This window comes from Emticicia fluvialis, from assembly GCF_024793945.1.
GTDB classification, from domain to species: domain Bacteria; phylum Bacteroidota; class Bacteroidia; order Cytophagales; family Spirosomataceae; genus Emticicia; species Emticicia fluvialis.
This window is the reverse complement of record NZ_JANUSD010000018.1, coordinates 36,013-61,401: the sequence shown is the minus strand read 5'-3', so window position 1 is coordinate 61,401 and position 25,389 is coordinate 36,013. Positions and strand designations below refer to the sequence as shown.

General features: G+C 43.0%; 22 protein-coding genes. 4 read left to right on the top strand and 18 right to left on the bottom strand.

The features are described 5' to 3' along the window. Positions 1-61 precede the first annotated feature (61 nt). The 14 genes from galK to NZ848_RS18695 all read right to left on the bottom strand — a co-directional run bounded on the left by galK (position 62) and on the right by NZ848_RS18695 (position 17,062). Positions 62-1,216: a galactokinase gene (gene galK / locus NZ848_RS18760; protein WP_259016822.1), complete on the bottom strand. Its 1,155-nt coding sequence runs from the start codon at positions 1,214-1,216 to the stop codon at positions 62-64. After that, positions 1,217-3,523, bottom strand: a complete 2,307-nt coding sequence (gene ppk1 / locus NZ848_RS18755) for a polyphosphate kinase 1 (protein ID WP_390890900.1) — start codon at positions 3,521-3,523, stop codon at positions 1,217-1,219. It lies immediately after the preceding gene. A gap of 133 nt (positions 3,524-3,656) precedes the next feature. Then, a complete protein-coding gene (locus NZ848_RS18750; RefSeq protein ID WP_253528258.1) occupies positions 3,657-4,037 on the bottom strand; it encodes a LytR/AlgR family response regulator transcription factor in 381 nt (126 codons plus the stop codon). A gap of 126 nt (positions 4,038-4,163) precedes the next feature. Then, positions 4,164-4,814 (bottom strand): hypothetical protein, encoded by a 651-nt coding sequence (locus NZ848_RS18745; RefSeq protein WP_259016820.1) that lies wholly within the window; start codon positions 4,812-4,814, stop codon positions 4,164-4,166. A gap of 7 nt (positions 4,815-4,821) precedes the next feature. Further along, a complete protein-coding gene (locus tag NZ848_RS18740; protein WP_101725902.1) occupies positions 4,822-5,301 on the bottom strand; it encodes a hypothetical protein in 480 nt (159 codons plus the stop codon). Positions 5,302-5,401: 100 nt separating this feature from the next. Beyond that, positions 5,402-6,355, bottom strand: a complete 954-nt coding sequence (locus NZ848_RS18735; RefSeq protein ID WP_253528278.1) for a papain-like cysteine protease family protein — start codon at positions 6,353-6,355, stop codon at positions 5,402-5,404. A 79-nt stretch (positions 6,356-6,434) separates the two neighbouring features. Then, positions 6,435-7,070 (bottom strand): response regulator transcription factor, encoded by a 636-nt coding sequence (locus NZ848_RS18730; RefSeq protein ID WP_101725904.1) that lies wholly within the window; start codon positions 7,068-7,070, stop codon positions 6,435-6,437. Positions 7,071-7,189: 119 nt separating this feature from the next. After that, the gene (locus tag NZ848_RS18725; protein ID WP_253528281.1) at positions 7,190-8,266 is read right to left on the bottom strand and encodes a sensor histidine kinase; all 1,077 of its coding nucleotides are present in this window, start codon (positions 8,264-8,266) and stop codon (positions 7,190-7,192) included. Positions 8,267-8,408: 142 nt separating this feature from the next. Next, on the bottom strand, positions 8,409-9,992 hold the full coding sequence (odhB, locus tag NZ848_RS18720; RefSeq protein ID WP_259016818.1) for a 2-oxoglutarate dehydrogenase complex dihydrolipoyllysine-residue succinyltransferase: 1,584 nt from the start codon (positions 9,990-9,992) through the stop codon (positions 8,409-8,411). A 55-nt stretch (positions 9,993-10,047) separates the two neighbouring features. After that, positions 10,048-12,843, bottom strand: coding sequence for a 2-oxoglutarate dehydrogenase E1 component (locus NZ848_RS18715; protein WP_259016817.1), 2,796 nt, complete (start codon positions 12,841-12,843; stop codon positions 10,048-10,050). Between the two features lie 323 nt (positions 12,844-13,166). Then, a complete protein-coding gene (locus NZ848_RS18710) occupies positions 13,167-14,060 on the bottom strand; it encodes a PorP/SprF family type IX secretion system membrane protein (RefSeq protein ID WP_259016816.1) in 894 nt (297 codons plus the stop codon). Between the two features lie 50 nt (positions 14,061-14,110). Beyond that, positions 14,111-15,031 carry a ribokinase gene (rbsK, locus tag NZ848_RS18705; protein ID WP_259016815.1) on the bottom strand — a complete coding sequence of 307 codons (921 nt, stop codon included), beginning with the start codon at positions 15,029-15,031 and terminating at the stop codon, positions 14,111-14,113. A 20-nt stretch (positions 15,032-15,051) separates the two neighbouring features. Further along, on the bottom strand, positions 15,052-16,047 hold the full coding sequence (locus tag NZ848_RS18700; protein WP_259016814.1) for a GRP family sugar transporter: 996 nt from the start codon (positions 16,045-16,047) through the stop codon (positions 15,052-15,054). A gap of 31 nt (positions 16,048-16,078) precedes the next feature. Further along, a complete protein-coding gene (locus NZ848_RS18695; protein WP_259016813.1) occupies positions 16,079-17,062 on the bottom strand; it encodes a nucleoside hydrolase in 984 nt (327 codons plus the stop codon). A 184-nt stretch (positions 17,063-17,246) separates the two neighbouring features. Between NZ848_RS18695 and NZ848_RS18690 the strand changes: the two genes are divergently transcribed. Then, on the top strand, positions 17,247-18,623 hold the full coding sequence (locus tag NZ848_RS18690; protein ID WP_259016812.1) for a glycoside hydrolase family 30 protein: 1,377 nt from the start codon (positions 17,247-17,249) through the stop codon (positions 18,621-18,623). 30 nt (positions 18,624-18,653) lie between these two features. On the opposite strand, the gene miaA is transcribed toward NZ848_RS18690, so the two are convergent. Beyond that, a complete protein-coding gene (gene miaA, locus NZ848_RS18685; protein WP_259016811.1) occupies positions 18,654-19,613 on the bottom strand; it encodes a tRNA (adenosine(37)-N6)-dimethylallyltransferase MiaA in 960 nt (319 codons plus the stop codon). Beyond that, on the bottom strand, positions 19,603-20,490 hold the full coding sequence (locus NZ848_RS18680) for a hypothetical protein (protein WP_259016810.1): 888 nt from the start codon (positions 20,488-20,490) through the stop codon (positions 19,603-19,605). Before NZ848_RS18680 ends, miaA begins: the two co-directional genes overlap by 11 nt. Positions 20,491-20,592: 102 nt before the next feature. Between NZ848_RS18680 and NZ848_RS18675 the strand changes: the two genes are divergently transcribed. Both NZ848_RS18675 and NZ848_RS18670 read left to right on the top strand, forming a co-directional pair. Then, positions 20,593-21,288 (top strand): hypothetical protein, encoded by a 696-nt coding sequence (locus NZ848_RS18675; RefSeq protein ID WP_259016809.1) that lies wholly within the window; start codon positions 20,593-20,595, stop codon positions 21,286-21,288. Between the two features lie 182 nt (positions 21,289-21,470). Further along, positions 21,471-21,878, top strand: coding sequence for a MaoC family dehydratase (locus NZ848_RS18670; protein ID WP_259016808.1), 408 nt, complete (start codon positions 21,471-21,473; stop codon positions 21,876-21,878). A gap of 62 nt (positions 21,879-21,940) precedes the next feature. On the opposite strand, the gene NZ848_RS18665 is transcribed toward NZ848_RS18670, so the two are convergent. Together NZ848_RS18665 and NZ848_RS18660 are read right to left on the bottom strand one after the other, a co-directional pair. After that, a complete protein-coding gene (locus NZ848_RS18665; protein ID WP_101725917.1) occupies positions 21,941-22,117 on the bottom strand; it encodes a histone H1 in 177 nt (58 codons plus the stop codon). 236 nt (positions 22,118-22,353) lie between these two features. Then, positions 22,354-23,616: an aminotransferase class I/II-fold pyridoxal phosphate-dependent enzyme gene (locus tag NZ848_RS18660; RefSeq protein WP_101725918.1), complete on the bottom strand. Its 1,263-nt coding sequence runs from the start codon at positions 23,614-23,616 to the stop codon at positions 22,354-22,356. A 264-nt stretch (positions 23,617-23,880) separates the two neighbouring features. On the opposite strand from NZ848_RS18660, the gene NZ848_RS18655 reads away from it, so the two are divergent. Continuing rightward, positions 23,881-25,389, top strand: a complete 1,509-nt coding sequence (locus NZ848_RS18655) for an acetyl-CoA carboxylase biotin carboxylase subunit (RefSeq protein ID WP_259016807.1) — start codon at positions 23,881-23,883, stop codon at positions 25,387-25,389.

Here is a 25,389-nt window from a genome sequence, read left to right as displayed (position 1 = left end):
ATAACAGGAAAAAGGCCGGGAATCCGGCCTTTTCCTGTTATATAGAATATCATTATTTTAATTACACCTCCCCTACACCATCAGTAATTGCCATCCGGTAAGAAACGAGTTTCTGCCCAAACTCAGTTTCATAGGCCTGCTCCATATCGGCGAGAAATGTATCAACCGCCTCTTTTTTAATCAGGTTAATGGTACAGCCTCCAAAGCCTCCGCCCATCATTCTTGAACCCACAACAGCTTCGTTTTCCAGGGTTTTTTCTACCAGAAAATCCAGCTCCGGACAGCTTACTTCATACAACTCACTTAGCCCCCTGTGGGTCTCATACATTTTCTGTCCGAAAGATATAAAATCGTTATTCAGTAAATCTTTGCAGGCCTGCTCAACCCTGTTTATTTCTTCAATTACATATCGGCATCTGTTATAGACAATCCCGGGCAATTTATCGGCCTGGCTTCTGAGCATAGCAATGCTTGCATCCCGCAAACTATTTACCTGAGGGAAAGCCTGCTGTAAAATACTGATACCCGCTTCGCATTCTGCCCTGCGTTTATTATATTCGGTATCACCCAGGTTATGCTTTACGCCCGTATTACATAAAACTATGGCGTACTCAGTGGTTTCAAACGGAAAATACTCGTAGCTTAAATCACGGCAGTCTAGTTTGATAACGGCTTTATCTTTACCATGAATAGACGCAAACATATCCATAATACCGCAATTAACCCCGGCAAAATTATGCTCGGCCTGTTGTGCTGCCAAAGCCAGGTCAATTCTGGCAAGCCCAAGGTTATACAATTGATTCAGTGCATAGCCAATGCCACTTTCAATAGCCGCAGAAGAAGACAAACCACCCCCAAAAGGCACATCGCCCCCAAATACAACATTTACGCCGAAGGGTATCTCAGCTCCTTTTCTACCCATTTCGGCCATCATCCCAATCAGGAAATTCGCCCATCCCTTCTCAGATTTATCCAATGCATCTAAAGAACACTCGTAGGCATCATCTAAATCGTAAGAAAAAAGTCTCACCTGCCGGTCTTCTCTTTTAGAAACTGCGTAGTAAATGGCCTTATCTATAGCCGCCGGTAGCACAAAACCATCGTTATAGTCGGTATGTTCACCTAACAGATTAATGCGCCCCGGGGCGCGTACAAGTATGTCTGGAGATTGGTTATATAAGTCTGAAAACTTTTGTCTGATATTTTCTGAATACATTTACTGATTGGTTTCTGTCTCTATTGGTGTTTCTTCTGATACAATTTCTGTGGGTGCGTTCTGCTGTGCAAACAAATTTGCTTCTTCAGACCCATTCTCTTCAATTTCAAAAAACATTTTATGAATATTGATAGGTTGGTCTTCTGGTGTTAGCAAACATTTTACTTTTGAATACGAACCATCTTCCTGCAATTCGTAAGCGTTTACGTTATCGCGCAGGTTATAATACAAAATTTCAATGGCATGTTTTTTAACTTCATCGTCTACGAGCTCAAACATGGACTCTATCCGCTTATCAAAACTACGCACCATGATATCGGCACTACTTCCGTATACCCTTGGCTCGCCGTTGTTATGGAAATAAAATATACGGGCGTGCTCAAGGTATAAACCTACAACCGAGCGCACGGTAATGTTTTCGCTGAGATGCTGACGCCCCGGGCGCAAGCAGCATATACCTCTGATGATAAGCTTGATTCTGACACCCGCCTGCGACGCTTTGTATAGTTCATCTATAATATACCGGTCTTCAAGCGAATTAAGTTTGATACAAATACCGCTTGGCAAGCCCTGCTGCGCATTTGATGCCTCGTTTCTGATTAGCTCAATCAGGCGGCGGCGCATATCTCTTGGCGAGGTAATCAGATAACGGTAATCACCGGGCTGCGAATGCCCCGTAATAACATTAAAAAACTCTGAAATATCTTTGGTGTAAGCCGGATTAGTGGTTAACAGGCCAATATCAGTATATAACCTGGCCGTATCTTCATTGTAGTTGCCACTGGCCAAATGCGCATACTGCACAACACGGTTGCCTTCTTTGCGCACAATCAACATCAGCTTGGTATGTGTTTTATACCAGCCGATACCATAGATAACGAAACACCCGGCTCTTTGCAGGCGTTCGGCTTCTCTGATGTTGTTTTCCTCGTCAAAGCGGGCTTTTATTTCAAACAGCGCCGACACGTGCTTGCCGTTCTCGGCGGCCTTTAACAAAGCCTGCGTAACGCGCGACTTTTTGGCCAGGCGGTAAATTGTCAGCTTTATGGCCAGCACATCGGGGTCTTCAGCAGCTCTTTCCAGCAATTGCAATACCGGCTCAAAATTATTGTAAGGGTGGTGTAACAGTAAATCCTTTTCACGTACCACCTCAAAAATATCGTTATTCTTTTCTTTTAGTCTTTTAGGGGATACAGGCGGATGGATAGGTTCCAGTTCTTCCTGAAACTCCGGATGGCGGATAATCTGCCAAAGACAGGTGTAGTCAATCAGACACTCGTCAACAAAAATATTATACTTGTCAATTTCCCACCGTTTCTGCAAAATATTTACCAGCCATTCGTTGGCATTGGCTTCTATCTCCATATACACCACACGGCCCAGCCGACGGCTTTTAATTTTCTGTTTTATTTCGTCTACAAAGTCTGACTCAATGTCATCAGACTCCTCCAGTGTAAAGTCGCCATTACGTACAATTCTGAAAAGGCTTACCGACTGAATCTCAACGTTTCGGTACAGTTTCTTTATCTCATGGCGAACAATCTCTTCAATTGGCAGAAAAAACAACTCATCATTTCTCTCAATGGTGTAGAAACGGGGCAGATTACCTGGAATCTGTACAAAAGATATCTTTTTGGTTTCGCTGTCTTCTGAAAATAGTGTAGAACGGCTTGAATCAGTTACCACGCCAAAAATAAGCGTTTTGGCAATAAGCACCGGAAACGCATGGGTGTGGTCAAAGAGCATCGGTGTAAGCATCGGATAGATGGTGTAATCAAAGTAATCCACCACCTCTGTCAACTCATTGCTGGTAAGGTCGCTAATTTTTACTACCTGAAACTTGTGGCTCTTGAACAAGGGTTTCAGTTCTTCATCAAAGATTCTGTCTTGTTCCTGACAAAACTGCCTTACTGCAGATAACAACGCCTTACGAAAAGGGATTTCTCTTAACCCCGAATAATCTATACGTTCTTTATGGTAATCAAGGTAATTATACAAGCTACCCAATCTGATGGTAAAGAACTCATCAAGATTGGAAGAAGTAATGGCCAGAAACTTCAGCCGCTCAAAAAGATTCAGGTTGCTGTCGCGGGTCTGGTCAAGCACACGTTCGTTGAATTTAAGCCAGCTCAGGTCACGGCTTATATAGTTAGACTGCTCAATGCTGTCGGCATACCGACTGATTTTTGATTCAGGAATAGCACTGCTTTTGTCGTCGCTTTTATTTGAAGTTGACCCCACTAATCCATTTAAAAATGAAAAAAGGCTACCCTTTGAGCCCCGTTCATTTGCTTTGCCTTTATTCATATCGTCCATTGCTTCAATAACAGAATGTGTCTTGCGAAGTACGTCAATTATAGCAAAAAATTCAAGTATTTAACAATAATTTAATAGTTTTATACTATTTTTTTACCCGCATCTGCACATTTTATTTGAGCGGTCAGGCATTCAGTTTCTTCCAGAGCATATCCTTTATTCCGCTTGCCCGGCGTCTTGAGATTGGCAGCATTGTGCCGTCGGCCAGGCGCACTTCTTTGGTGTCTCTTTTCCAGTTCAGTGCTTCCAGATAATTCAGGTTTAGTATATAAGATTTATTGATTCTTACAAAGTAAGTGTGTTCTTTGAGCACCTCATCAAAAAACTTCAGATGGAAGGCAGACGTAAACTTATTGTTTCGTGTATGAAAGGTGGTATAGTTAATGCTGGCTTCCAGATAAATGATTTCTTCGGGTGATATACTTATCCGTATACCATTGATCATGATGTAGAGGTTCTGGGCAACATGCTGGGTTTTAGACAGAGCGGGTTTAAAGTGTTTCATAATTGTTGGTTTTATATGCCAAATTTCAGCAGATGTACAAAAACAAAAAATCCCCAATTCTGGGGATTTTTTGCTACATGGCTACAAAACAACTAAACTAAAAAAATTAAAACCCCGAAAAACAAGCTACTTAATTAACATTATTCCTTTTATATAAAATATAAGGAAAAAGCTCTTAATAAAATTCTGTACTATTAAAACTGCATACAGTATGGTATCGTTTTTATAGGGTACAGAAAGTGCATAAATATAATCAAAAATAATAATGCTTGAGTATATCAGAAAAACACCTAATACAAGCCAGCTTTCAGTAAGGCTGAAAAGCCTTTTGTTGATATACCTTTTGGCAAGCATAAAAAGGCCAAGCCCCGACAAAAAAGTAAGGTAAAGACTGTTTATGAGTGTGCCATAGCTATTATAGTTATTAAAACCCTGCCCCAGAAAAGAATTATAAACAGAAAACCCCACAAAGGCCAGGCATAAAATGTAAACAGTTACGTTTATCCATTTCAGCTTTATAACGCCTCTCAGATAAAAACTCAAAACCACAAACTCAAGGGCTATAAACCAATAATCCAGAAAAAGGTTGTTGCTCAGGGTAATGGCTGTTATAGCATAAACTATTTCGAAAAAGGCAGTAGACAGGGCATAGAGCAAAAAGAATATCTTATGCCCTGTCCAATAACCACCTTTCTTTAGCATCATCCAGCATATTAACAGCCAAATCACATCCTGTGACCATCCGGAAAACCGATATAATCCTAGTGTAAAATCCATGCTTTAATCAGGGAGTCCTTACTGATGGTGGTGGAACTTTCTGGTTGCCGCCGCCGCCGCCGCCCATTTCATTATCAAAAGGCTGCCCCGGAATAGTAAGAAAACCTACAACGTTATCAACCGTTAAAAACTCAGAATTACCATCTTTTTTAAACTGGAATGGCAAAATCTCAACTGTATATTCTTCTTCATTAACTCTTGGCTTAGCTCTTTCTTGCAGCGAGCGCCCCTCTTTTGAACTTAGTTTGCCAATCATAAAACTTACGTGATCAATATTCGGGTGGTTCTTCCTAAGATAGCTTATTAAGATCTCCATCTGGTCAAGGCTAAGGTATAGACCCTCCTGTCTTGTTTTTTCTGTACCATTTGGTCCTTCATCCAAATCAACGTAGGTGTGTCTTTTCACTCTTTTTAATGCGGCGGAATCTCTTTTTGCAGGATCTCCATTTTGTTCGGATAGGTCTTCTTTAGTGGTTAAATCTCCCATTTTAATTGATGTTTTAGGAATTGAATAAAATATTGCTTCTCAAAATTTGTAAGGTTTTTCAGGCTGTTTTCAAAATTACCCGGTTGCCAGGGTAAACGCACTACCAATTCATTTCATTACTGATTCTCTCAAGTATCGGGGCCATTGATTCAAACCTGTCGGCTCTTTCAATATGGTTGATGATCCAGTTATCGTTAAAACCAAATTGGTTGTGTGGATTCCTTACTTTTGCGGTCGTAATAATGGTGGTAATCTTGTTATTCTGGCCAAGAAAATATATATAGGTATCGGCATCCATCCCCAAAAGGGTTTCAATTTTCACACCCGAGTCTGCAAAAGTCCCTCGGGTACCTACATTCAGAACTCTGTAACCTTTAGAAACCCTGGTTGCTGCCGCCAAAGATTTATTAAAGTTTATTTCATTATAAAACGAATCGCCTTGTGCATCAGGCAAGGCTTCCACATGTTTTAGGAAAGCACGTATCAAATCATCAGAGGTCTCATTAAAAAAGACATTTGACAAATATATTTTATCGTCATTATTTAGGTTTGGCCTATTGTTCGTCAGTAATGTTATAGTGTATTTTCGTCTTGGTCCTGAATCCGAATCATCAATTTTACCTTGCCCGTAATATCTTTCATAGGTTATATAAAAACCATTTCCCTGATTAATTGGCCAAGGGTCGTTGATGTGAATCCAGGATATGTTACAATTATCTGGCAATAGTGCCGTTTTCTCTACTTTGTCCATCACCACCAGATGAGACTGTGTATTGCTGTTCAGCTTATAATCATAAATAACTGGTTTTGAGTCTTCAAGCAATTGCTTTATCTGATGCAAACCCAACGAACCCTCTGTAAAACTTGTGTAACCAGAAAGATGTTCTGCCGTGAAATAGGCCATATCGGCATCAGGTATGGTGGTTGCCCGATACGGATATTCATTCAGCCCGATAGCATTGTTTCTAAGTTTTATAAATTCTTCCTGGCTTTTGGGTTCATCATCAAGGGCTAAAGATACCATAGCCAAAGATGCCGCCCAGCAAGAATTCATATCAGTTTGTGGTATAAGTTTCACTTGTTTTCAATCAATAATCGTTAGTCAATAATAAGCCGGGGGCATCAGGCACCTTTTAAACCAGCCGCATTGAGAGCGCTTTTACAACTGCTTCAGGCGCCGAATTGACGTGCAATTTCTCGTAAATGTTTTTTATATGGGTATGTATGGTGTTAAAACTTACATTACAGGCATCGGCTATCATTTTATAACTCATGCCTTTCACCATCAGCTGCAAAACTTCTTTCTCGCGCGGTGTCAGCGAAACGTAGGTTTGCTCTTTCATCACAAACTGATTCTGAAACATGGCCAGCACCTTGGCAGCAATGCTGGGGGTTAAATGAGACCCACCGTTGTAAACGTCAAAAATAGCTTTTACATAATTTTCTGGCTTGGGAGTCTTTAAAATATATCCGTTGGCGCCTGCGCAAATAGCAGCAAACACTTTGTCGTCATTTTCAAATACCGTCTGAATCAACACTTTTACATCACTATTCACTTTTTTGATGGCTATCATCGCTTCTATGCCCGACACCTGCGGCATCTGAATATCCATCAGCACCACATCAGGCTGGTGCCGGCTCACTAATTTTACAGCATCAGTTGCTTCGGGGTAGGCACCTGCCAACCTTAGTCCGTCTGTACCCGAAAGGTACAGCGAAAGACTTTCTCTGAGGTTTTTATTGTCTTCAAAAAGTAGTACACTAATCATTATTAAAACACTTTAACCCCATAATTTTATAAATCAATTGATTTTATGGCTATAAATATTTCTGTAAAATTACGGGGTATTTTGTTTCGCGTAAATCCCCAATTATGGTGATACCACCCCTAAATTGTTATTTCAATCAGAACTTCTGTACCCGTTTGCGCACTTGATTGCACAGATACATTCAAGTCATACTCCTGGCTGCGGTGTTTAAAGTTTTTGAGTCCGTTACCTTCAAAAATCTCATTTACATTAAAGCCTTTGCCGTTGTCGCTTACTTGTATTTTTACCATCCCCTGGCCTCTGGTTACCTGGCACGACGCATGCGTGGCCTGCGAATGCTTTGAAATATTATTAATAGCCTCTTTGTAAATCAGGTAAATATTACGCCGTTGTTCCATCGGGAATATATCCCTTTTCCCGTCAATCAGCAACTCAAAGTTAAACGTTATACCGCGGGCTGTCAGCATCTCAACACCAAAAGAACGCATTCTTTCAAATAGTTTTTCGGTAGAATCATTTTCAGGATTTATGGCCCATACGGTATCTCGCATTAACAAAACTGTCTCTTCTGAATTATCAGTAATCTTATCCAGAATGGGCAGCAAGTCCGGATTCTGCTTGATAACCTTCTTGCGAAGCAACTCAATGAATATGGCAATTGAGTTAAGGTTAGAGCCGACCTCATCATGGAGGTCGGAGGCTATCTGGTTACGGATATGCTGTAGCTTGAGTTTCTGGCGAAGGTCATAGATAAAAAACAAATAGAAGCCCGCGCCGAAAATCAATAAAATGTAAATAACAATAGATGGCCAGAACCACCATTTTTGCCAGAAAGCCTGGTTTTTATTAATACTTACCTGCGCCGCAGCCACCACCCTCTGTTTGTTATCTACCGCCTTTATCTGCAAGTGATAATTACCACCCGGCAGGTTCTGATAATGAACCGACGGGTAGTTGCTCCAGAACCAACTTTCAGACATGGGCCTGATACGGTAGAAATACCTGATTGAATTGCCTTTTACCGGATTTAACTCAATGACCAGGTTCTCGTCAGGCGCAGAAATAGAAATACCAGAGCCCGGTTTATATGGATATACCTGCCCGTTTATCAGCACTTGTCTGATAGAAATCTGAGCATGAGTAGATATACTAAGTAGCAGTATAAAAAATGCTGAATATGTATATTTTTTAAACAAAACCGGATTAATAGGTAACCGAAATACTAAAAAAAAGACAATTAATCCAAATCATCCACAGAATTTCTTTAATAATTACAGAAACAAAAACGGCCATCGGGGAAAATCCTCAATGGCCGCTCTGGTATATAGGTAACAAGTGTTATACGCCTAACAAAATTCTGGTTGGGTCTTCTAACAATTGTTTTACTCTCACTAAGAAACTTACTGAATCTTTACCATCAATGGTGCGGTGGTCATAACTTAATGCCACGTACATAATTGGACGAACCACGATTTCGCCATTCACAACAACTGGTCTTTCAACAATATTGTGCATACCCAGAATAGCCGATTGCGGCGCGTTAATGATAGGCGTAGACAACATTGAGCCAAAAATACCACCATTGGTGATAGTAAAGGTACCACCTGTCATTTCTTCAATAGTCAGCTTGTTGTCTCTTGCTTTTACAGCCAGACGAACAACCTCTGATTCAACACCTGCAAAACTAAGTTGTTCGGCATTTCTGATTACCGGCACTACCAGGCCGCGTGGTGCAGAAACCGCAATGGCGATATCGGCGTAGTCGTTATACACAATTTCATCGCCATCTATGTAGGCATTCACTACCGGAAACTCTTTCAAGGCAATGGCACACGCTTTGGTAAAGAACGACATAAAGCCAAGACCAACACCGTGAATCTCTTTAAATTTATCTTTGTACTTGGCTCTCAGATCCATAATAGGTTTCATATCCACCTCATTGAAAGTCGTAAGCATGGCTGTTTCCTGTTTTACGGCCACCAGACGTTTCGCAATGGTTTTACGCAGGCTTGTCATTTTTTCTCTGCGCGATATTCTCCCTTCAATACCAGACGCCACCGGAGCAGGTGCAGCAGGCGCTTTAGCAGCCGGTGCGGCAGGAGCAGCACTTGGTTGCGGTGCAGGCGTTGCTTTCAATGCATCTTCTTTGGTAATACGGCCACCAACACCGGTACCTTGTACATTGGCAGGGTCAATACCCTTTTCGGCCAATACTTTGGCAGCAACCGGCGACGGATGCCCTGCCGCATAGCTATTACCGGCCTCAACAGGTGCTTGAGCTGCGGCAGCAGGTTGCTGAGCAGCAGCTGGTGCCGGTGCTGAGCTTGCCGCCGCGCCTACGGCTATTCTGGCAACTATGCCACCGATAGGCACTACGTCACCAGCTTGGGCAACTATGGTTAACACTCCGCTCTCTGGCGATGGCAGTTCAAAAGTGGCTTTATCTGATTCCAGCTCGCAAATCACCTCGTCCATTTTCACACTGTCGCCGTCTTTTTTGCTCCAGGAGGCTATGGTAACTTCAGAAATTGATTCACCTACTGCCGGTACTACCACATCAATGGTTTTTGATGCCGCAGCGGGTGCAGGTTCAGCAGCCGGTGCAGGAGCTTTCGCTTCTTCTTTTGGTGCTTCTGCCGGGGCAGGAGCCGCCGCAGCCGCAGGGGCGCTGTCTTTAGTATTGTTATTAGAATCTTCAATTTTGCAAATCAAAGCTCCGATTGGCAACGTTGTACCTTCGGCTGCTATAATTCTTAAAATACCGTCGGCTTCTGCGGGGAGTTCAAAAGTGGCTTTGTCAGACTCCAGCTCACAGATTACCTCGTCCATTTTTACAAAGTCACCATCTTTTTTTGTCCAAGAAGCGATAGTTACCTCGCTTACTGATTCGCCCACCGAAGGGACTTTCATTTCTATTGCCATAACTTGTTTATTGCTAAGTTATTGATATCGATATATTTATTTTTCTTACGGTTACTTACTTGTTAAACGCTTTCTCAACAATTTCGGACTGCTCTTTCGCATGTATTTTGGTGTATCCTGTGGCAGGTGATGCGCTCGACTTACGGGCAATTACATTACCTACACCAATTTGAGGAAACTCCCGCAACACAAAAGACCAGTAGCCCATGTTTTCAGGTTCTTCCTGTACCCATATTACCTCTGGCTTTTTGTATCTGGCCAGATGTGCTTCTATCTGTTTGGCAGGGAACGGGTGCAGTTGCTCAACACGGATAATGGCTACGTCGGTACGTTGTTCTTTTTGTTGCTTATCTAACAAATCGTAATAAACTTTACCGCTGCACAATAATACGCGTTTTACCTTTTTAGGGTCGGCAAAATCGTCACCGATAGTCTCCTGGAAGCGTGTACCCTCGCCAAAGTCTTCTATTTTAGAAATAGCCATTGGATGGCGTAACATAGACTTGGGCGACATGTGGATACATGGCTTACGGAATGGTAATGCTACCTGACGGCGCAACATGTGGAAGATATTGGCAGGCGTTGTACAGGCACATACATACATGTTGTACTCGGCAGCCAATTGCAGATAACGCTCAGGGCGGGCATTTGAGTGCTCAGGCCCCTGGCCTTCATAACCATGTGGCAGCAACAAAACAAGGCCGTTCATGCTGTTCCATTTTGATTCTGAAGCGGCAATAAACTGGTCAATCATAATCTGCGCACCATTCGAGAAATCACCAAACTGTGCTTCCCAGATAACAAGCGCGTTCGGGTTAGCCATTGAGTAGCCATACTCAAAGCCCATTACACCGTATTCAGCCAGAAGCGAATTGTATATTTCAAATTTACCCTGATTTTCGTCTATATGGGCCAGATTGGTATATAGCTGGTTGGTATCGGCATCATGCAACACTGCGTGGCGGTGCGTAAACGTACCACGTTGTACATCCTGGCCTGTAATACGCACTATTCTGCCTTCGTCAAGGATGGCGCCATAGGCCATTAACTCACCAACCGACCAGTTAAAGGGCTTCTCCTGTGCAAAAATGGCACGTCTTTCATCCAGTACTTTTTCAATCTGCTTCAAAGGTTTGAAACCATTCGGCACGTTTGATAAAGCCTTCCCGATTTTCTCAATAGTAGCCGTTGAAATACCTGTAACCGGCGATTGCTCAAAATCTTCAGGCACTGAGCGACGCAGTTTTTCCCAGTCTTCTTCCAGTTTTGGTTTCTGATAAGGCAGTTGCTTTTGTTTTACTTTGGCAAGTAAATCCTGCAATTCGCCTTCAAATTGTTTTTTCAGTTCTTCCGAGAATTTTGCATCTGCCTCTCCGCGTTCCATCAATTCCTGCAGATAAATCTCTCTGGTGTTCGGGTGGGTATCAATCACCTTATACATGGTTGGCTGGGTCATACGCGGTTCATCCGATTCGTTATGGCCGTATTTACGGTAACAAATCATGTTCACGAACACATCGCGGTTAAATTCCTGACGGAATTCGGTAGCCAGTTTCATGGTATAAACCACTGCCTCGGGGTCATCTCCGTTTACATGGAAGATAGGCGCATCGATAATTTTGGCGATGTCGGTACAATAGATAGACGAACGGGCGTCTTCAAAGTCGGTTGTAAAGCCAACCTGGTTATTAATTACAAAATGAAGCGTACCCCCGGTATAATAACCCGGCAGGTTAGACATCTGCGTTACTTCATATACAATGCCCTGACCGGCAACGGCCGCATCACCATGAATGATGATAGGCAGAATTTTGTCATAAATATCGTCACGGTCGTTTGGTTTCACGGCCGCTTTCTCGTAGTGTGCATCGGCTCTGGCACGTGCATAACCTGTTACCACCGGATTAACGGCCTCCAGGTGAGAAGGGTTAGCCATCAATTTAAGGCTCACTCTTTTTCCTTCCGGGGTTTCTACCTGGCTTGAATACCCCATGTGGTATTTCACGTCGCCGTCTGTATAGGCATCCAGCTGAATGTTTTCTTCAAACTCATTGAAAACCTGCTCGTAAGGCTTTTGCAGAATATTGGTCAATATATTCAAACGGCCACGGTGCGCCATACCAATTACCACTTCTTCTACTCCCAGTTCGGCGCCACGGTTAATGGCAATGTCTAATGCAGGAATGGTAGATTCACCACCTTCAAGCGAGAAACGTTTTTTACCCAGGAATTTGGTGTGAAGGAAATTTTCAAAATTTACGGCCTCGTTCAGTTTTTCAAAAATCCGTAGTTTCTGCTCACGGGTTGGCGTAAAGTTCAGGTACTCCTGTTCAATTTTCTTACGCAACCAGTTTTTAGCCTGGCGGTCGCGGATATATAAATATTCAAAACCAATTTTGCCCAGATATACTTTTTTAAGTGCATCAACAATTTTGCGCAAAGAGGCGGCTTCACCAAAAAGCTCTACTCCGGCCTCAAAAACTGTATCCAGATCTGCATCAGACAAATTAAAATCGGCCAGGTCAAGCATTGGCTTGCGGTCTTTCCGCGGCCCGATAGGGTTTATTTTAGATAGCAGGTGCCCGCGAGAGCGGTACCCTCTGATGAGGTGCACCACTTCCATTTCCTTGCGTGTGTGCTCTGCACTGGCAGATGTTATACCGGCAGGTTTGGCAGCTACTCCGTTAGTGCCGTTCGATTGTCCGTTTCCACTATAAGCCTGATGAAACTCAAAACCTTTGAAGAAATTCTGCCAGCTTTCGTCAACAGAAGTAGGATCTTGTTTGTATTGTTGGTAAATAGCGTCCAATGCGGCTACGTCAGCATTGGCGATGTACGAGAATTGGTCCATTGAGAATTTTAAAATTATTAAATGCTCGTTTCGGAGAACGATAATATTTAGTCGTAAAACCGCATAAAACCTGCTCTGGTGAGGGGAAAATCTTAAACTAACCGTGTCTTCAAACCCCCACTTGCCAAAACGCTACAAAGTTACAGTAAGGTATTCAATAAAATAACAATTTTTTTACTAAAATCATTGTCTTTCGGATGAAAGAAAACAGAATAGTTACATTTGATATGAAAACAATTTTCAGTTCCTGACTTTCAGTGTTTCAAAGGCTCAACAAAGCCCATGAAATAAATAAAAATCCCTCCGGAAAGAGGGATTTCATATTAATAGTATTTCATGCGACTGGAGCTGCCGTATTCGCCCAAAAACTCATAGCGGATATACAGCTGAAAAATACCTCTCTGCTGGAAAATCTCCTGCGATGCCGAACCTGAATAAGCCAGCGGTCTAAAATCATAAGACCCGCCCAGACGGAAACTCTCACCCAGTTGAAATTCTGCCATTGGTATTATTTTATTTACCTTTCTACCCATGTGTGTTTCTGCTCTGTATAATAGGCCCAGGCCTATCTGCTCGTTCATCCATACCTTCGCTGTCAGAAAAACACCTGGTTTTTCACCTTTGCTGGTTTCCAGCGTACCGCTAATGTTGAGCATTACGTTTTCTGGTTCTCCTACCGACGCCCCAATCATGGTATAAACCGGTTGTTTGCTATTATACAGGCCATCGCTTATCAGTAAAACAGGTTTAGAAAGGCCTACAAAAAACTGTTTGGTAGAAAGCATACCTCCTAAACCCAGATACGGGAACATTTGTTTGACACCCGTGCCGGATAATATAACGGGCTGATAGATGAATCCGGCGTTGGCGCCTACAGAAACCGTAAGCCCGTTTCTGAACTGCTCGCGATAGGCATAAGACAACTTGGCGCCGGCGTTATCAAAACCACTTACATTACTGTTATACGCCTGCAAACCAAGGCCCCCTTTACCTTGCTGTATAACGCCATCCATAGAAAAAAGCTGATAAACCTGCTGAGGGCGCAACGTACCATTAAACTGGTTACCAAACATACCATTGAGGCTGAAAGTCTCCCGGGCTCCAGTCATGGCAGGGTTTAAAGCAAGAAAATTAAACTGAAACTGCTCTTCAAGTATAGATTGCGCCCTAACCATAGTAGCCATGGGTAAGAGCATTAAAAAGAGGTATTTTCTCATGAATTGCCTTTTGGTCAATTAATTGTCAAAACAACAAAAATAAACGCAATTTAGAAATAGAAATTAGAAGAAGATGAAATTTCGTTCAGATAGGGAGCCGAAGCCTGCGCGCCCATACGCGTTACTGAAAGCGAAGCGGCCTTGCAGGCCAGCTCAACGGCAGACCGCCAGTCTTTTTTATAAGCCAGTGCAACAGCCAGTGTGCCATTAAACACATCACCTGCGGCGGTGGTGTCTATGGCTTCAACCATTGGCGCGTCCATAAAAAACGAAAGGTATTCGTTTCTGAAATACGCCCCCCTATCACCCAAAGTAATAATTACATTTCGTACGCCCTTATCAAGCAATACCTGTGCGGCTTCTTCAACAGCGGCATCATCAGTTACCTCAATGCCGGTCAGTATGCCTGCCTCTGTTTCATTGGGGGTTATCAGATATAATAACGGATAAAGCTCTTGCGGCAGTTGCTGTGCCGGAGCAGGGTTAAGAATTACCTTACTTTCGGTTTTAACCCCCAGTTGAGCAGCAAAAAATACAGTTGCCAGTGGTGTCTCCAGTTGTATCAGTACCACTTCGGCTCCTTCAATTTCTGATTCTGCCTTCAGAATATCTTCTGCCGACAACGTATCATTAGAGCCGGGAGCCACCACAATATTGTTTTCTCCGGCTTCATTCACAATAATTAAAGCTGTACCCGAGGCTTTTTCGGCATCAGTAATGATATAGTCTGTATTGATTTTTTCATTCCGGAAACCCTCAACGGCCTGCTTGCCGAAAATGTCGTCTCCTACTTTGGCAATAAACACCACGTCTCCTCCCATACGGGCAGCCGATACAGCCTGGTTCGCTCCTTTCCCACCGGCAAACATAAAAAATGTGCCTCCCAATATAGTTTCCCCGGGTTTGGGGAAACGGCTCGTTTTCACCACCATATCGGTGTTCGAACTGCCTATCACTACTATTTTTGACATATCTAAAAATTTTGTGGATGTTATCTTGCTGCTATTATCAAGCCCAACCCCGTTAAGTAAAGCAGCAGCATTACATTAAGTATAGTTGATGTACCCCGGGGTGCATTTCTGAACTCTTTCCAGATAAAAATACCCCAGATGGCTGCTACCACAGTAGCCCCCTGCCCTAATCCGTATGAAATGGCTGTTCCGGCTTTATCAGATGCGATAATGCTAAAGGCCATACCCATACACCAGATTACCCCACCTAACACACCCGTCAGGTGATTTTTCATGCTCCCTCTAAAATAACTGCCGTAGCTAACGGGTGTTCCCACAAAAGGCTTCCACATCAGCAATGAATTAAACAAAATATTGCTTAAGAAGATGCCTATCGAAAAAAAGAACACAGCTGTGTAAGGGCTTAGCTTTCCGGCTTCTGGTACTTCAAAGTTCTGGAACATGGCCTGCGCCACATATTTGTAGAAATAGCCCATCAGCACCCCGGCCACTACCGAGAGAATCAATCCTTTTGAAGAAACACCCTTTGCCTGTGCAACTGCGCGCCTGTAAGCATAGGCATTAATCAATATGGCAGCAGCAATAAGCCCTACACCAAGAAAAATAAGTGATGAATTACCAACCGGGTTATCCAGGTAGTTCACAATCACGCCAATCACCAGCGCCAGACCAATACCAACCGGAAAAGCCACTGCCATACCTGCAATAGATATAGCCGCACCCAAAAGAATATTAGCTGCGTTGAAAACCACCCCGCCCAGCATGGCCGAGCTTACATTGCTGGCATCAGCCTGTTGCACATCAGCAATAAAGCTTCGCCCTTCGGTGCCGTTGCTGCCCAGTGTAAATGCCAGAAAAGTAGCTAGCAGTACGATACCGGTTACGTAGTCCCAATAAAATAATTCAAAACGCCAGGTAGCCGCCGCCAGTTTTTGGGTATTGGCCCATGAACCCCAGCACAACATGGTAATAATACAGAACAGTACGGCAAGCGGATATGTTTCTATGATAAACATTTGGCCTGATGATTAGAGGTGAAATGATTGACTATTTCTTTTTAGGCTGGTGCATCATGTAATCTTCAATGATGGTTGCTACTTCTGCAGGGGGCATTTTCTCTGTCAGGTACATCAGTTTCTCACCGGGTATCAGCACATTTGTGCCATCCTCCTTAATCTCCAGATTCAACTTTCTGTAAGAGAAATAGGGTTCAATACCTCTAATGGCTACCAGAACGGCGGTCTGGTCCCAGCTGTTACGCCCCTGGGTGTTCTTATCTTTTGCCAAAGCTACCTGATACGCATCTTTCACGGGGCTGTTCTGGATATCATCATTGTTTATCAGTCGAATACCTGTTCTTATTTTCTCGCCGATCTCAAAACCACTGAGCAGCATTGGTGTATTCCATTCAGTAAATACCTTTTGCGATGCTCTGGCATCAATATGCACATTAAATTCACGGAAACGCTGGTTTTTATCCAGCCCGGCAGCCATAGATACCAACGATTTTACTTTTTTTCTGATGAGGTCTTTTCCTGAAAGTTTTGAAAACTCATCTGGCCGGGAATCAAGCAAATCGGCCAGATTGGTAAAAAAGCCAACCGTTATAATAGTTACAGACTGGTCTGGCTGTTTTGCCAGAATCCTGCGGTAAAGTTTCACCGCCTCAGTGGCTTCGGCATTTGCTTTTAAGTTATGAGGATATTTATCTATTATAAAATCTGCCCACTTTTGCGAACAGTTCATGTTGGGTTTTTCTCTTTTGGTAATACCAACCGGGATATCCGGACGACCGAAATATGTATTCAGTACGCTGATGGTAGGTGCGGTGGTTTCAAAGGAATTGCATGAAATAGTGGCCAGAATCTTCGCTTCGCCAGCATCGGCCAGGGCATGCAGCAGGGCCATCGCGCCTACGTCGTCATAATCAGGTGCGATGTCGGTATCAAAAATAACTGAAACTGGCTTACTTTTCTGAGCAGAAAGACACAGGCTTAGCATGCAAAGTACGATGGCAAGAAACTTTGGCATTGATATAAAGAGGTTAAAGGCTGAACTTGTTCTCAAAAATAAAAAATAAAAGTAGAAACTGAAACAGAAACGGCTGATAATAAATGCTCACAGGGTCATTTAAAAATTGAATCTAATCAAGTAAACAATGGGTTTATTTTATATTTCTATCTAACTTGCCTGCCGAAAACCTCATTCCCAATCTATGAAATACCTTCTTTTACCAGCTTTTATTTTTGCGGTTTCATTTACTTATGCACAACGGGTTGACGTATGGCTTACCAATGCCGATAAATCTGCCCTGTTTCAAAAACAGGCCCAGGCCTTACAGTTTGTGGATGATAAAACTGACTGCCCCACCATTTTTGTAGATGATACAAAGAAATTTCAGACCATGGATGGCTTTGGCTTTACGCTTACAGGGGGTAGTGCCACATTGATTAATAAACTGGGCGAAACCGAAAAGGCCAATTTACTGAAAGAACTTTTTGCTACCAATGGTAACAATATAGGCATCAGTTACCTGCGTATCAGCATCGGCGCATCTGATTTAAGCGACCATGTGTTTACTTATAACGACCTGCCTGCCGGAGAAACCGATGTGACTATGAATAAATTCAGTCTGGCTGAAGAGCAAAAAGACCTTATTCCTGTTTTGAAGCAAATACTGAAAATTAATCCGACAATTAAGATACTGGGTTCGCCCTGGACGCCCCCGGTTTGGATGAAAACCAACGGCAACTCAAAAGGAGGCAGCCTGAACCCCGAATACTACCAGGCTTATGCCAGATACCTTACCCGCTACATACAGGCCATGCAAAAAGAAGGCATCAGAATTGACGCCATAACCATTCAAAACGAACCTTTGCACCCCGGCAACAACCCAAGTTTATTGATGCTGCCAGATGAACAGGCCACTTTTATCAAAAAAAATCTGGGTCCGACGTTTAAAACCAGTGGTATTAAAACCAAAATTGTACTGTATGACCACAATGCCGACCGCCCGGATTACCCCATCAGTATTCTGAACGACCCCGAAGCACGTAAATATATTGATGGCTCGGCTTTCCACCTGTACGGCGGCGCAATTGAAGCCCTGAAAGATGTTCATGAAGCACATCCTGACAAAAACCTGTACTTTACCGAACAATGGATTGGTGCCCCGGGCAATTTTGCGGGAGACCTGAAATGGCATATAAAAAACCTGATTATTGGCGCACCCAGAAACTGGTGCAGAAATGTGCTGGAATGGAATCTAGCTGCAGACCCGAAACAAAACCCACATACTGACGGCGGTTGCACCGAGTGCCTGGGAGCCTTAACTATTGGCAAGTCTATCATCAGAAACCCGGCTTATTATATTGTGGCACATGCCTCTAAATTTGTACGCCCGGGTTCAGTGCGGGTAGCTTCAAACATTACCTTGTCTCTGGCCAATGTGGCCTTTAAAACCTCAGGTGGCAAAACAGTACTGTTAGTACTGAATGAATCTGACAAACCGCAATCTTTCACAATTTCTTTTAAAGGCAAAACGCTGAGCCAGGCCCTTAATGGTGGGTCTGTGGCTACTTATGTTTGGTAAAGAGGAATGAAACCCCATCCTTACCCTTCCCTACTTGGGTCGCCCCAACATGGGGAAGGGTTTAATTTCTGCAAGCCCCATCATCTCCTCAGTAAGATTCACCAGGCTATCCATCCCATCCAGCCAGTGAATAGCTAATCCTTTTTTTTCCATGCTTCTGAAGAACGTCATCTGTCGCTTGGCAAACTGGTGTATGGCTACTTCCAGTTTTTTTACCATATCATCATAGGCCGTATGCCCAAGCAAATATTCCGTAATGAATTTATATTCAAGCCCATAAAATACCAGTTTCTCAGGGCTTACACCCGCATTCAGTAAGCCTTGCACTTCTTCTATCATTCCACTGGCCAGTCTGCTATATAATCGCGCGGTTATTCTTTCCCGGCGTATCTCGGTCGGTATCTTTATCCCGAAAATAATTGCATCAGATATACTTTCATTATCTTTCTTTACGGCATTATTGCTACTGTTGAATTTTGCCACCTCAAAAGCCCTGATTAGTCTTTTTTTAGTAGAGACATCGGCATCAGGGTAAAACACCTGGTAATCTTGCCTAAAAAGACACAATAAATCTTCATAGGTTCGGGTGTCCAGTTCATTTCTCCATTCTTCATTAACAGGTACCTGTGTGTGCTGATAGCTTTTCAAAACTGCCTCTATATACATACCTGTTCCACCGCAAAGAATGGGTACTTTGCCCCTTGCCGTAATATCCTGATATGCCTGTATGCAATCTTTTTGGAATCTTGCTACGTGGTAATCGTTACCGGCCTCAACTATATCTATCAGATGATACGGAATTACCTTTCCGGAGCTATGCGTATAATCTTCATAGTCTTTGCCAGTACCTATGTTCATTCCTTTGTACACTTGTCGGCTATCTGCACTGATAATTTCACCATCAATCATTACAGCCAGCTCAACAGCAAGCCGGGTTTTGCCCGATGCCGTTGGCCCTAAAAGCACTATCAGTCTCGGTTTATTGCTCATTTACCGGTTCTTTTAATTTTAGTAAATATTTCCAGCTTCCGGCGTTCCAGACTTTCCGGTTATTGTTTCCAACCTTTGGGTTCCATCGTCTGTTCAGGTTTTCATCCAACTCAAAGGCTTTGGGCGGTAATAATTGCAACCTTTCAAAACCCAGTTTTTCATAACTGGCACCGTCTGACCAATCAGCATCTGCGTATGTCATAATATCATCAGGCTTTTGTTCTTTTATAAACGTCTGCAATAGTTTATCAAAACCACCTACTACCGTAAACCCTTTCAGATTGGCAAAGCGTATCAGCTCAAAACTACGGTAAGAAATGCCCTCTCTCACAAAAGTTCTGGCTGTGCTGAACGAGGCAACCGCAACCAGGATTTCTTCAGTTATATCAGAATTTTTCAGGAGTATCCGGCTAAAAATATTCTTCTCGGTATCAATTACCCTAAAGTAACGTTTGGGTAAATACAAGCCATATTTAAACTTGGCTGAGGTAGAAATCTGCAGGTGGTGTTCGTTCAGGAAACCGTCAAGCGTTGCTTTATCAATGCGCCTGCTCAGGCACAACCGCGCCGGAATAGTAGCCGATTGGCCAAGAATAGACAACAACCTTGATTGTATGACCAATTTGCGGGTAAGCCAGAGGTCTTCCCAAAGATGCACAATTTTAATGCCCGATTCAGCAAATTGCAAGGTCAGGCTTTTAAAGAAATCCCCATCCTCTGCCTGCGGTTCTAAATTAATACAATGAATAACGGTTTGTTTGTCTGAAAGATACAAAAACGTATATGGCGAAAAAGGGAATGCATCAGGATTAATCAGCAACGGTGCAGAACTGTTTTGTTGAATAAAGGCGGCTATTTCGGTACTGAATGATTCCAAATTTATTTAATTTTTAAGTGCTGCTTCAATTTTTAATATCTGTTATACGTTTAAATAACAAAATAGCTAAAAAACTTCCGGAAATAATAAATCTGTTTTCTAATGAAGACCCTGCGTTTTTTTGCCTTGATGCTGGCAATTGCAACTATATCCATTACGGCTTTCGGGCAATCAACACGTACCTATCTATTACAGGAGGCTGATGATTACTTTAAAGCAGGCCGTTATTGGGACGCCTTTTTTCTGTACCGCGAGTGCGCCAAATTACCTGAATTTCAGTCGGAAAGCAAAGTATCAGACCAGATTAGCTATTCGTCGCGGGCGCTTTTTCTTACCAGGAAATTTCAGGACTTTGCAGCGATACGGAGGTATGAACCTGCCAAAAGTAATCTGATTGAACTCATTAACATAAACCCCAATGACCCGAACCGCGGGCAGTTACCCAGAATTACACTGGCACAAGGCGCTGAGTTGCACCGCCTGGCTTGGCGGCAGCCCACACCACAGGCCACGGCAGATATGCTGAAAAGAGCCATAGCTTATTATCATCAGGCCATCAGAGAGGGATTAATTGACGCATCAATTGCCACTTCTATCAAACAAGCCGAAGCGTCAATTAAAGATACTGGTGTAAAAGATGCTGAACCGGCAATTAATGCAGACCCTGTACTTAAAACAAATACAACGCCCGCACAGAATACGGCTCCGGTTGCCAGCCCCAGAAAAGCCGGAAATGCCCCTCCGGAAGTAATTATTTTGCCAGGCACACAAAGTACGTCTCAACCCAAAAAGAACTAAAAGTTTATTTAATAGCAAAAACAGGCAGGCAAATAATAGGTATTGCCTGCCTGTTTTAGTTTTGCAGGCATTAAATATGCGTTTGGTTTTAATCTGCTCATTGTCTTTGGTTAATTTTTGATGGCCATCAGCAAGTAATTGATATATTTGTGCTTTTAATTTCTTACAAAAAAATCAGTATTATGCCATTAGAAATCGGAGATACCTACAAACACGAATTTCGTTTTTCGCAGGATGACGTCATTAAATTTGCAGAAGTAACCGGCGATAAAAACCCCTTGCACCTGGACGCCGATTATGCAGCCCAAACACGCTTCAAACGCCCCATTATTCATGGCCATTTAAGCAGTAGTGTTTTTACAAGGGTATTGGGTATGGAGTTTCCGGGCGAAGGTTCAGTGTATATGAAACAGGAAACGGAGTATTTGTTTCCGATGTTTGTAGATACAGACTACGAAGTAATTTTTACGGTAATGACTGTTGACAAAGAAAAGCATATTGCTGAAATAGCCGGAGAGGTTTTTATTAAAGGAACATCTCGCCGAACCATCAGAGGGCTGGCTACGCTAATGCATACCGAAAAAATATAAAAAGGTAAGCTCATGACTGAGCTCACCTTCTTCTTTAATCTCTTTCACAATAAATGTGGTTTTCATTGGGCATTTTTTATTGATTGTACTTCGGCCCTTGTGGCTTTCGCCCAGGCAGCCAATTGCGCCATACCGGCTCTTACTCTTGTGCCGGCAGCTTTATTGCCTTTGTCGTAAAATTTGTCAAAATCCCCTTGCAGAGAAGCAACTAGGTCACTAAGTTCTTTGTACTTATTCATGGTAATTGTAACAGATTTGGTTAAAAAATAGAATTACTTACTCAAACTATGAATTATTAGCACTTGCAAGTTAGAGATATTGATAAATATTACAAATTTTTCTAAAGAAAATACTATAAAAAACAGCATATTTTTGTACCAGAAAGTAAAAAAGTCAGGTTGTGGCCTGACTTTTTTACTTTCTATATTAAAATAGCCTACAAAAACCATTCTTAAAGACCCTTTCTGCCTGTTTATCAGGCTACTGTAAGTGATGCATATTCACCGGCTTTAAGCTTGGCCTGAACTTTTTCAAAGCACTCCATGGTATATTCAACGTCCTCAAGTGTATGAGATGAAGTAGGAATAATACGAAGCATAATTACCCCTTTAGGAACCACCGGATAAATGATAACAGAACAGAAAATACCCATGTTTTCTCTCAGGTCACGTATCAGATTGGTAACGGTAGGTAAATCATAATTACCATGCAGGAAAACCGGGGTAACCGGCGACGAGGTATCACCAATATCAAAACCACGTTTACGGAAACCATCCTGAAGTGCATTAACAATTGTCCAGAGGTTTTCTTTGTATTCAGGGTGTTTCTTTATAAGTTCAAGCCGTTTCATACCACCCAGAACATAAGGCATAGGTAATGCCTTGGCATAAGTTTGCGAGCGCATATTGTATTTCAGAAACATCACCACATCCGGGTCGGCAGCAATAAACGCTCCTATAGCCGCCATTGACTTGGCAAACGTACAGAAGTGCAGGTCTACTTCATCCTGAACCCCAAAATGCTCGGGTACTCCCGCTCCGGTGGCACCCATTGTTCCGAAACCATGCGCGTCGTCAACCAATAAACGGAAACTGTATTTTTTCTTCAGCTCAACAATTTTATCAAGACTGCCCACTTTACCCGACATCCCGAAAACCCCTTCTGTTATCACCAGAACTCCACCGCCTCTTTCATCAGCCAATTTGGTAGCCCTTATCAGGTTTTTTTCAAGGCTCTCCATATCATTGTGCACATATTTGTAATATTCGCCACCTTTGGCTTTGTGCAGGCGTATACCGTCTATCAGGCAGGCGTGGCTTTCGGCATCATACACAATCACGTCCCGGCGGTCAACAATACACTCAATAACCGACATAACCCCCTGATAACCATAGTTAAGCAAAAATGAGTCTTTTTTACCTACAAAGGCCGCCAGCTCTTTCTCAAACGCCTCGTGCAGTTCTGTGTTTCCGGTCATCATACGCGCTCCCATAGGGTACGCCAGACCATATTTTTCTGCCGCCTCTGTATCGGCTTTACGTACTTCCGGATGATTGGCCAAACCCAGATAATTGTTTAGCGACCAGTTCAAAACTCGTTTGCCGTTAAACTCCATATAGGGCCCCAGTTCGCCGGTTAGCCTTGGAAATGAATAATAGTGGTGAGAATTAAGCAGTTTTGCCTGTGTGCCGATATGACCTAAATCGCTAATTGTTTTGTCAAAAATATCTTTTGCCATTATGTTAAGTATGAATGAAGGAACGTAACATTGCGTTGCCTGATTGAATTAACAATAAAATGATGAAGAAGTCTCCATTTTTTAACAAAAGTATCATTTTTTAGAATTGATAACAAACCCATCACGGAGGCTCCGGTTTTTTTTACGGAAATATCCAAGATTTTTGCTCTAAATTTCAAAAACAAACAGAATTTTACTGTTAATTAGTAGTAAAAAACAGGCTGCCCAGCAACGAATGCGGGCAAAGCTGCCATTAAATTGACTATGCCAGACATCAGAAAAATTCTTGTAGCCAACAGAGGTGAAATAGCGCTGCGTGTTATGCGTACCGCACGGGAAATGGGTATCAGAACGGTTGCCGTTTTTTCAGAAGCAGACAGAAACGCCCCTCATGTTAAATATGCCGACGAGGCCGTATGTATCGGTCCTCCGCCTTCTAAAGAATCATATCTGCTCGGTGATAAAATCATTGCAGTAGCCCGGGAGACCGGCGCCGATGCCATTCATCCGGGATACGGTTTCTTATCAGAAAACGCCGGGTTTTCAAAAGCAGTAAAAGAGGCGGGCTTAATTTTTATCGGCCCATCGGCAGAGTCTATTGAAATCATGGGCGATAAGCTCTCCTCCAAACATGCCGTTGCCAGCTATAACATACCCATGGTGCCAGGCACCCCTGATGCCATTACAGACCGCGATGCCGCCAAAGCCAAAGCCGCCGAAATTGGGTATCCGGTTCTGATAAAGGCCAGTGCCGGTGGCGGTGGCAAGGGCATGCGTGTAGTAGAAAGCGAAGCAGATTTTGATGAACAAATGGACCGCGCCGTTGGAGAAGCCATATCAGCTTTTGGTAATGGCTCATGCTTTATTGAAAAATACATAACCAAGCCCAAGCATATTGAAATACAGATAATGGGCGACCAACACGGTAACGTTGTCTATTTGTTTGAGCGTGAATGCTCTATTCAGCGCCGCCATCAGAAAGTGATAGAAGAGGCGCCATCGGCAGTGCTTACACCGGCCATCAGAGAAGGAATGGGTATATGCGCCGTTAACGTAGCCAAAGCCTGTAATTATTATGGAGCAGGTACGGTAGAATTTATTGTAGATGAAAATCTGGATTTCTATTTTCTGGAAATGAATACCCGCCTGCAGGTTGAGCACCCGGTTACAGAGCTGATTACAGGTATAGACCTGGTAAAAGAAATGATTCATGTGGCAGAAGGCAAACCGCTTAGTTTCCGCCAGGAAGATTTACAGATAAAAGGTCATTCGATAGAGGTGCGGGTCTGCGCTGAAGACCCTGCCAACAATTTTCTGCCTAACGTGGGTACCTTACAGACCTACGTTCGTCCGCAAGGGAACGGTGTACGGGTAGATGACGGCATAGAAGAAGGCATGGAAATTCCTATCTATTATGACCCCATGATAGCCAAACTTATTACCTATGGCAACGACCGCACCGAGGCTATTGAAAAAATGATACGAGCCATAGACGAATACAAAATTACAGGAGTTGCCACTACCCTGCCATTCTGCAAATTTGCTTTACAGCACGAAGCATTTGTGAGTGGTCAATTCGATACCCGATTTGTCAGCCTCTACTTCACGCCTGAGGTGCTTCAACAACCAGCCGACAAAACAGAACTGGAAATTGTTGCAGCCCTGGCTGCCGAATTACTAACGAACAAAGGCAAACTTAAATCGCAGAATAACCTGGCGGTGTCTGTTGACAATATAAGCCCATGGCGCCAGAACCGGGCAAAATTAAGGTAA

Coding starts and splice junctions, on each gene's coding strand:
- NZ848_RS18735 (WP_253528278.1), bottom strand. CDS start 6,355: ATGAATTCTTGCTGGGCGGCATCTTTGGCTATGGTATCTTTAGCCCTT.
- odhB (WP_259016818.1), bottom strand. CDS start 9,992: ATGGCAATAGAAATGAAAGTCCCTTCGGTGGGCGAATCAGTAAGCGAG.
- NZ848_RS18750 (WP_253528258.1), bottom strand. CDS start 4,037: ATGAAACACTTTAAACCCGCTCTGTCTAAAACCCAGCATGTTGCCCAG.
- NZ848_RS18665 (WP_101725917.1), bottom strand. CDS start 22,117: ATGAATAAGTACAAAGAACTTAGTGACCTAGTTGCTTCTCTGCAAGGG.
- NZ848_RS18700 (WP_259016814.1), bottom strand. CDS start 16,047: ATGTTTATCATAGAAACATATCCGCTTGCCGTACTGTTCTGTATTATT.
- NZ848_RS18660 (WP_101725918.1), bottom strand. CDS start 23,616: ATGGCAAAAGATATTTTTGACAAAACAATTAGCGATTTAGGTCATATC.
- galK (WP_259016822.1), bottom strand. CDS start 1,216: ATGTATTCAGAAAATATCAGACAAAAGTTTTCAGACTTATATAACCAA.
- miaA (WP_259016811.1), bottom strand. CDS start 19,613: ATGAGCAATAAACCGAGACTGATAGTGCTTTTAGGGCCAACGGCATCG.
- NZ848_RS18730 (WP_101725904.1), bottom strand. CDS start 7,070: ATGATTAGTGTACTACTTTTTGAAGACAATAAAAACCTCAGAGAAAGT.
- NZ848_RS18670 (WP_259016808.1), top strand. CDS start 21,471: ATGCCATTAGAAATCGGAGATACCTACAAACACGAATTTCGTTTTTCG.
- NZ848_RS18675 (WP_259016809.1), top strand. CDS start 20,593: ATGAAGACCCTGCGTTTTTTTGCCTTGATGCTGGCAATTGCAACTATA.
- NZ848_RS18695 (WP_259016813.1), bottom strand. CDS start 17,062: ATGCCAAAGTTTCTTGCCATCGTACTTTGCATGCTAAGCCTGTGTCTT.
- NZ848_RS18740 (WP_101725902.1), bottom strand. CDS start 5,301: ATGGGAGATTTAACCACTAAAGAAGACCTATCCGAACAAAATGGAGAT.
- NZ848_RS18745 (WP_259016820.1), bottom strand. CDS start 4,814: ATGGATTTTACACTAGGATTATATCGGTTTTCCGGATGGTCACAGGAT.
- rbsK (WP_259016815.1), bottom strand. CDS start 15,031: ATGTCAAAAATAGTAGTGATAGGCAGTTCGAACACCGATATGGTGGTG.
- NZ848_RS18690 (WP_259016812.1), top strand. CDS start 17,247: ATGAAATACCTTCTTTTACCAGCTTTTATTTTTGCGGTTTCATTTACT.
- NZ848_RS18655 (WP_259016807.1), top strand. CDS start 23,881: ATGCCAGACATCAGAAAAATTCTTGTAGCCAACAGAGGTGAAATAGCG.
- NZ848_RS18715 (WP_259016817.1), bottom strand. CDS start 12,843: ATGGACCAATTCTCGTACATCGCCAATGCTGACGTAGCCGCATTGGAC.
- ppk1 (WP_390890900.1), bottom strand. CDS start 3,523: ATGAATAAAGGCAAAGCAAATGAACGGGGCTCAAAGGGTAGCCTTTTT.
- NZ848_RS18710 (WP_259016816.1), bottom strand. CDS start 14,060: ATGAGAAAATACCTCTTTTTAATGCTCTTACCCATGGCTACTATGGTT.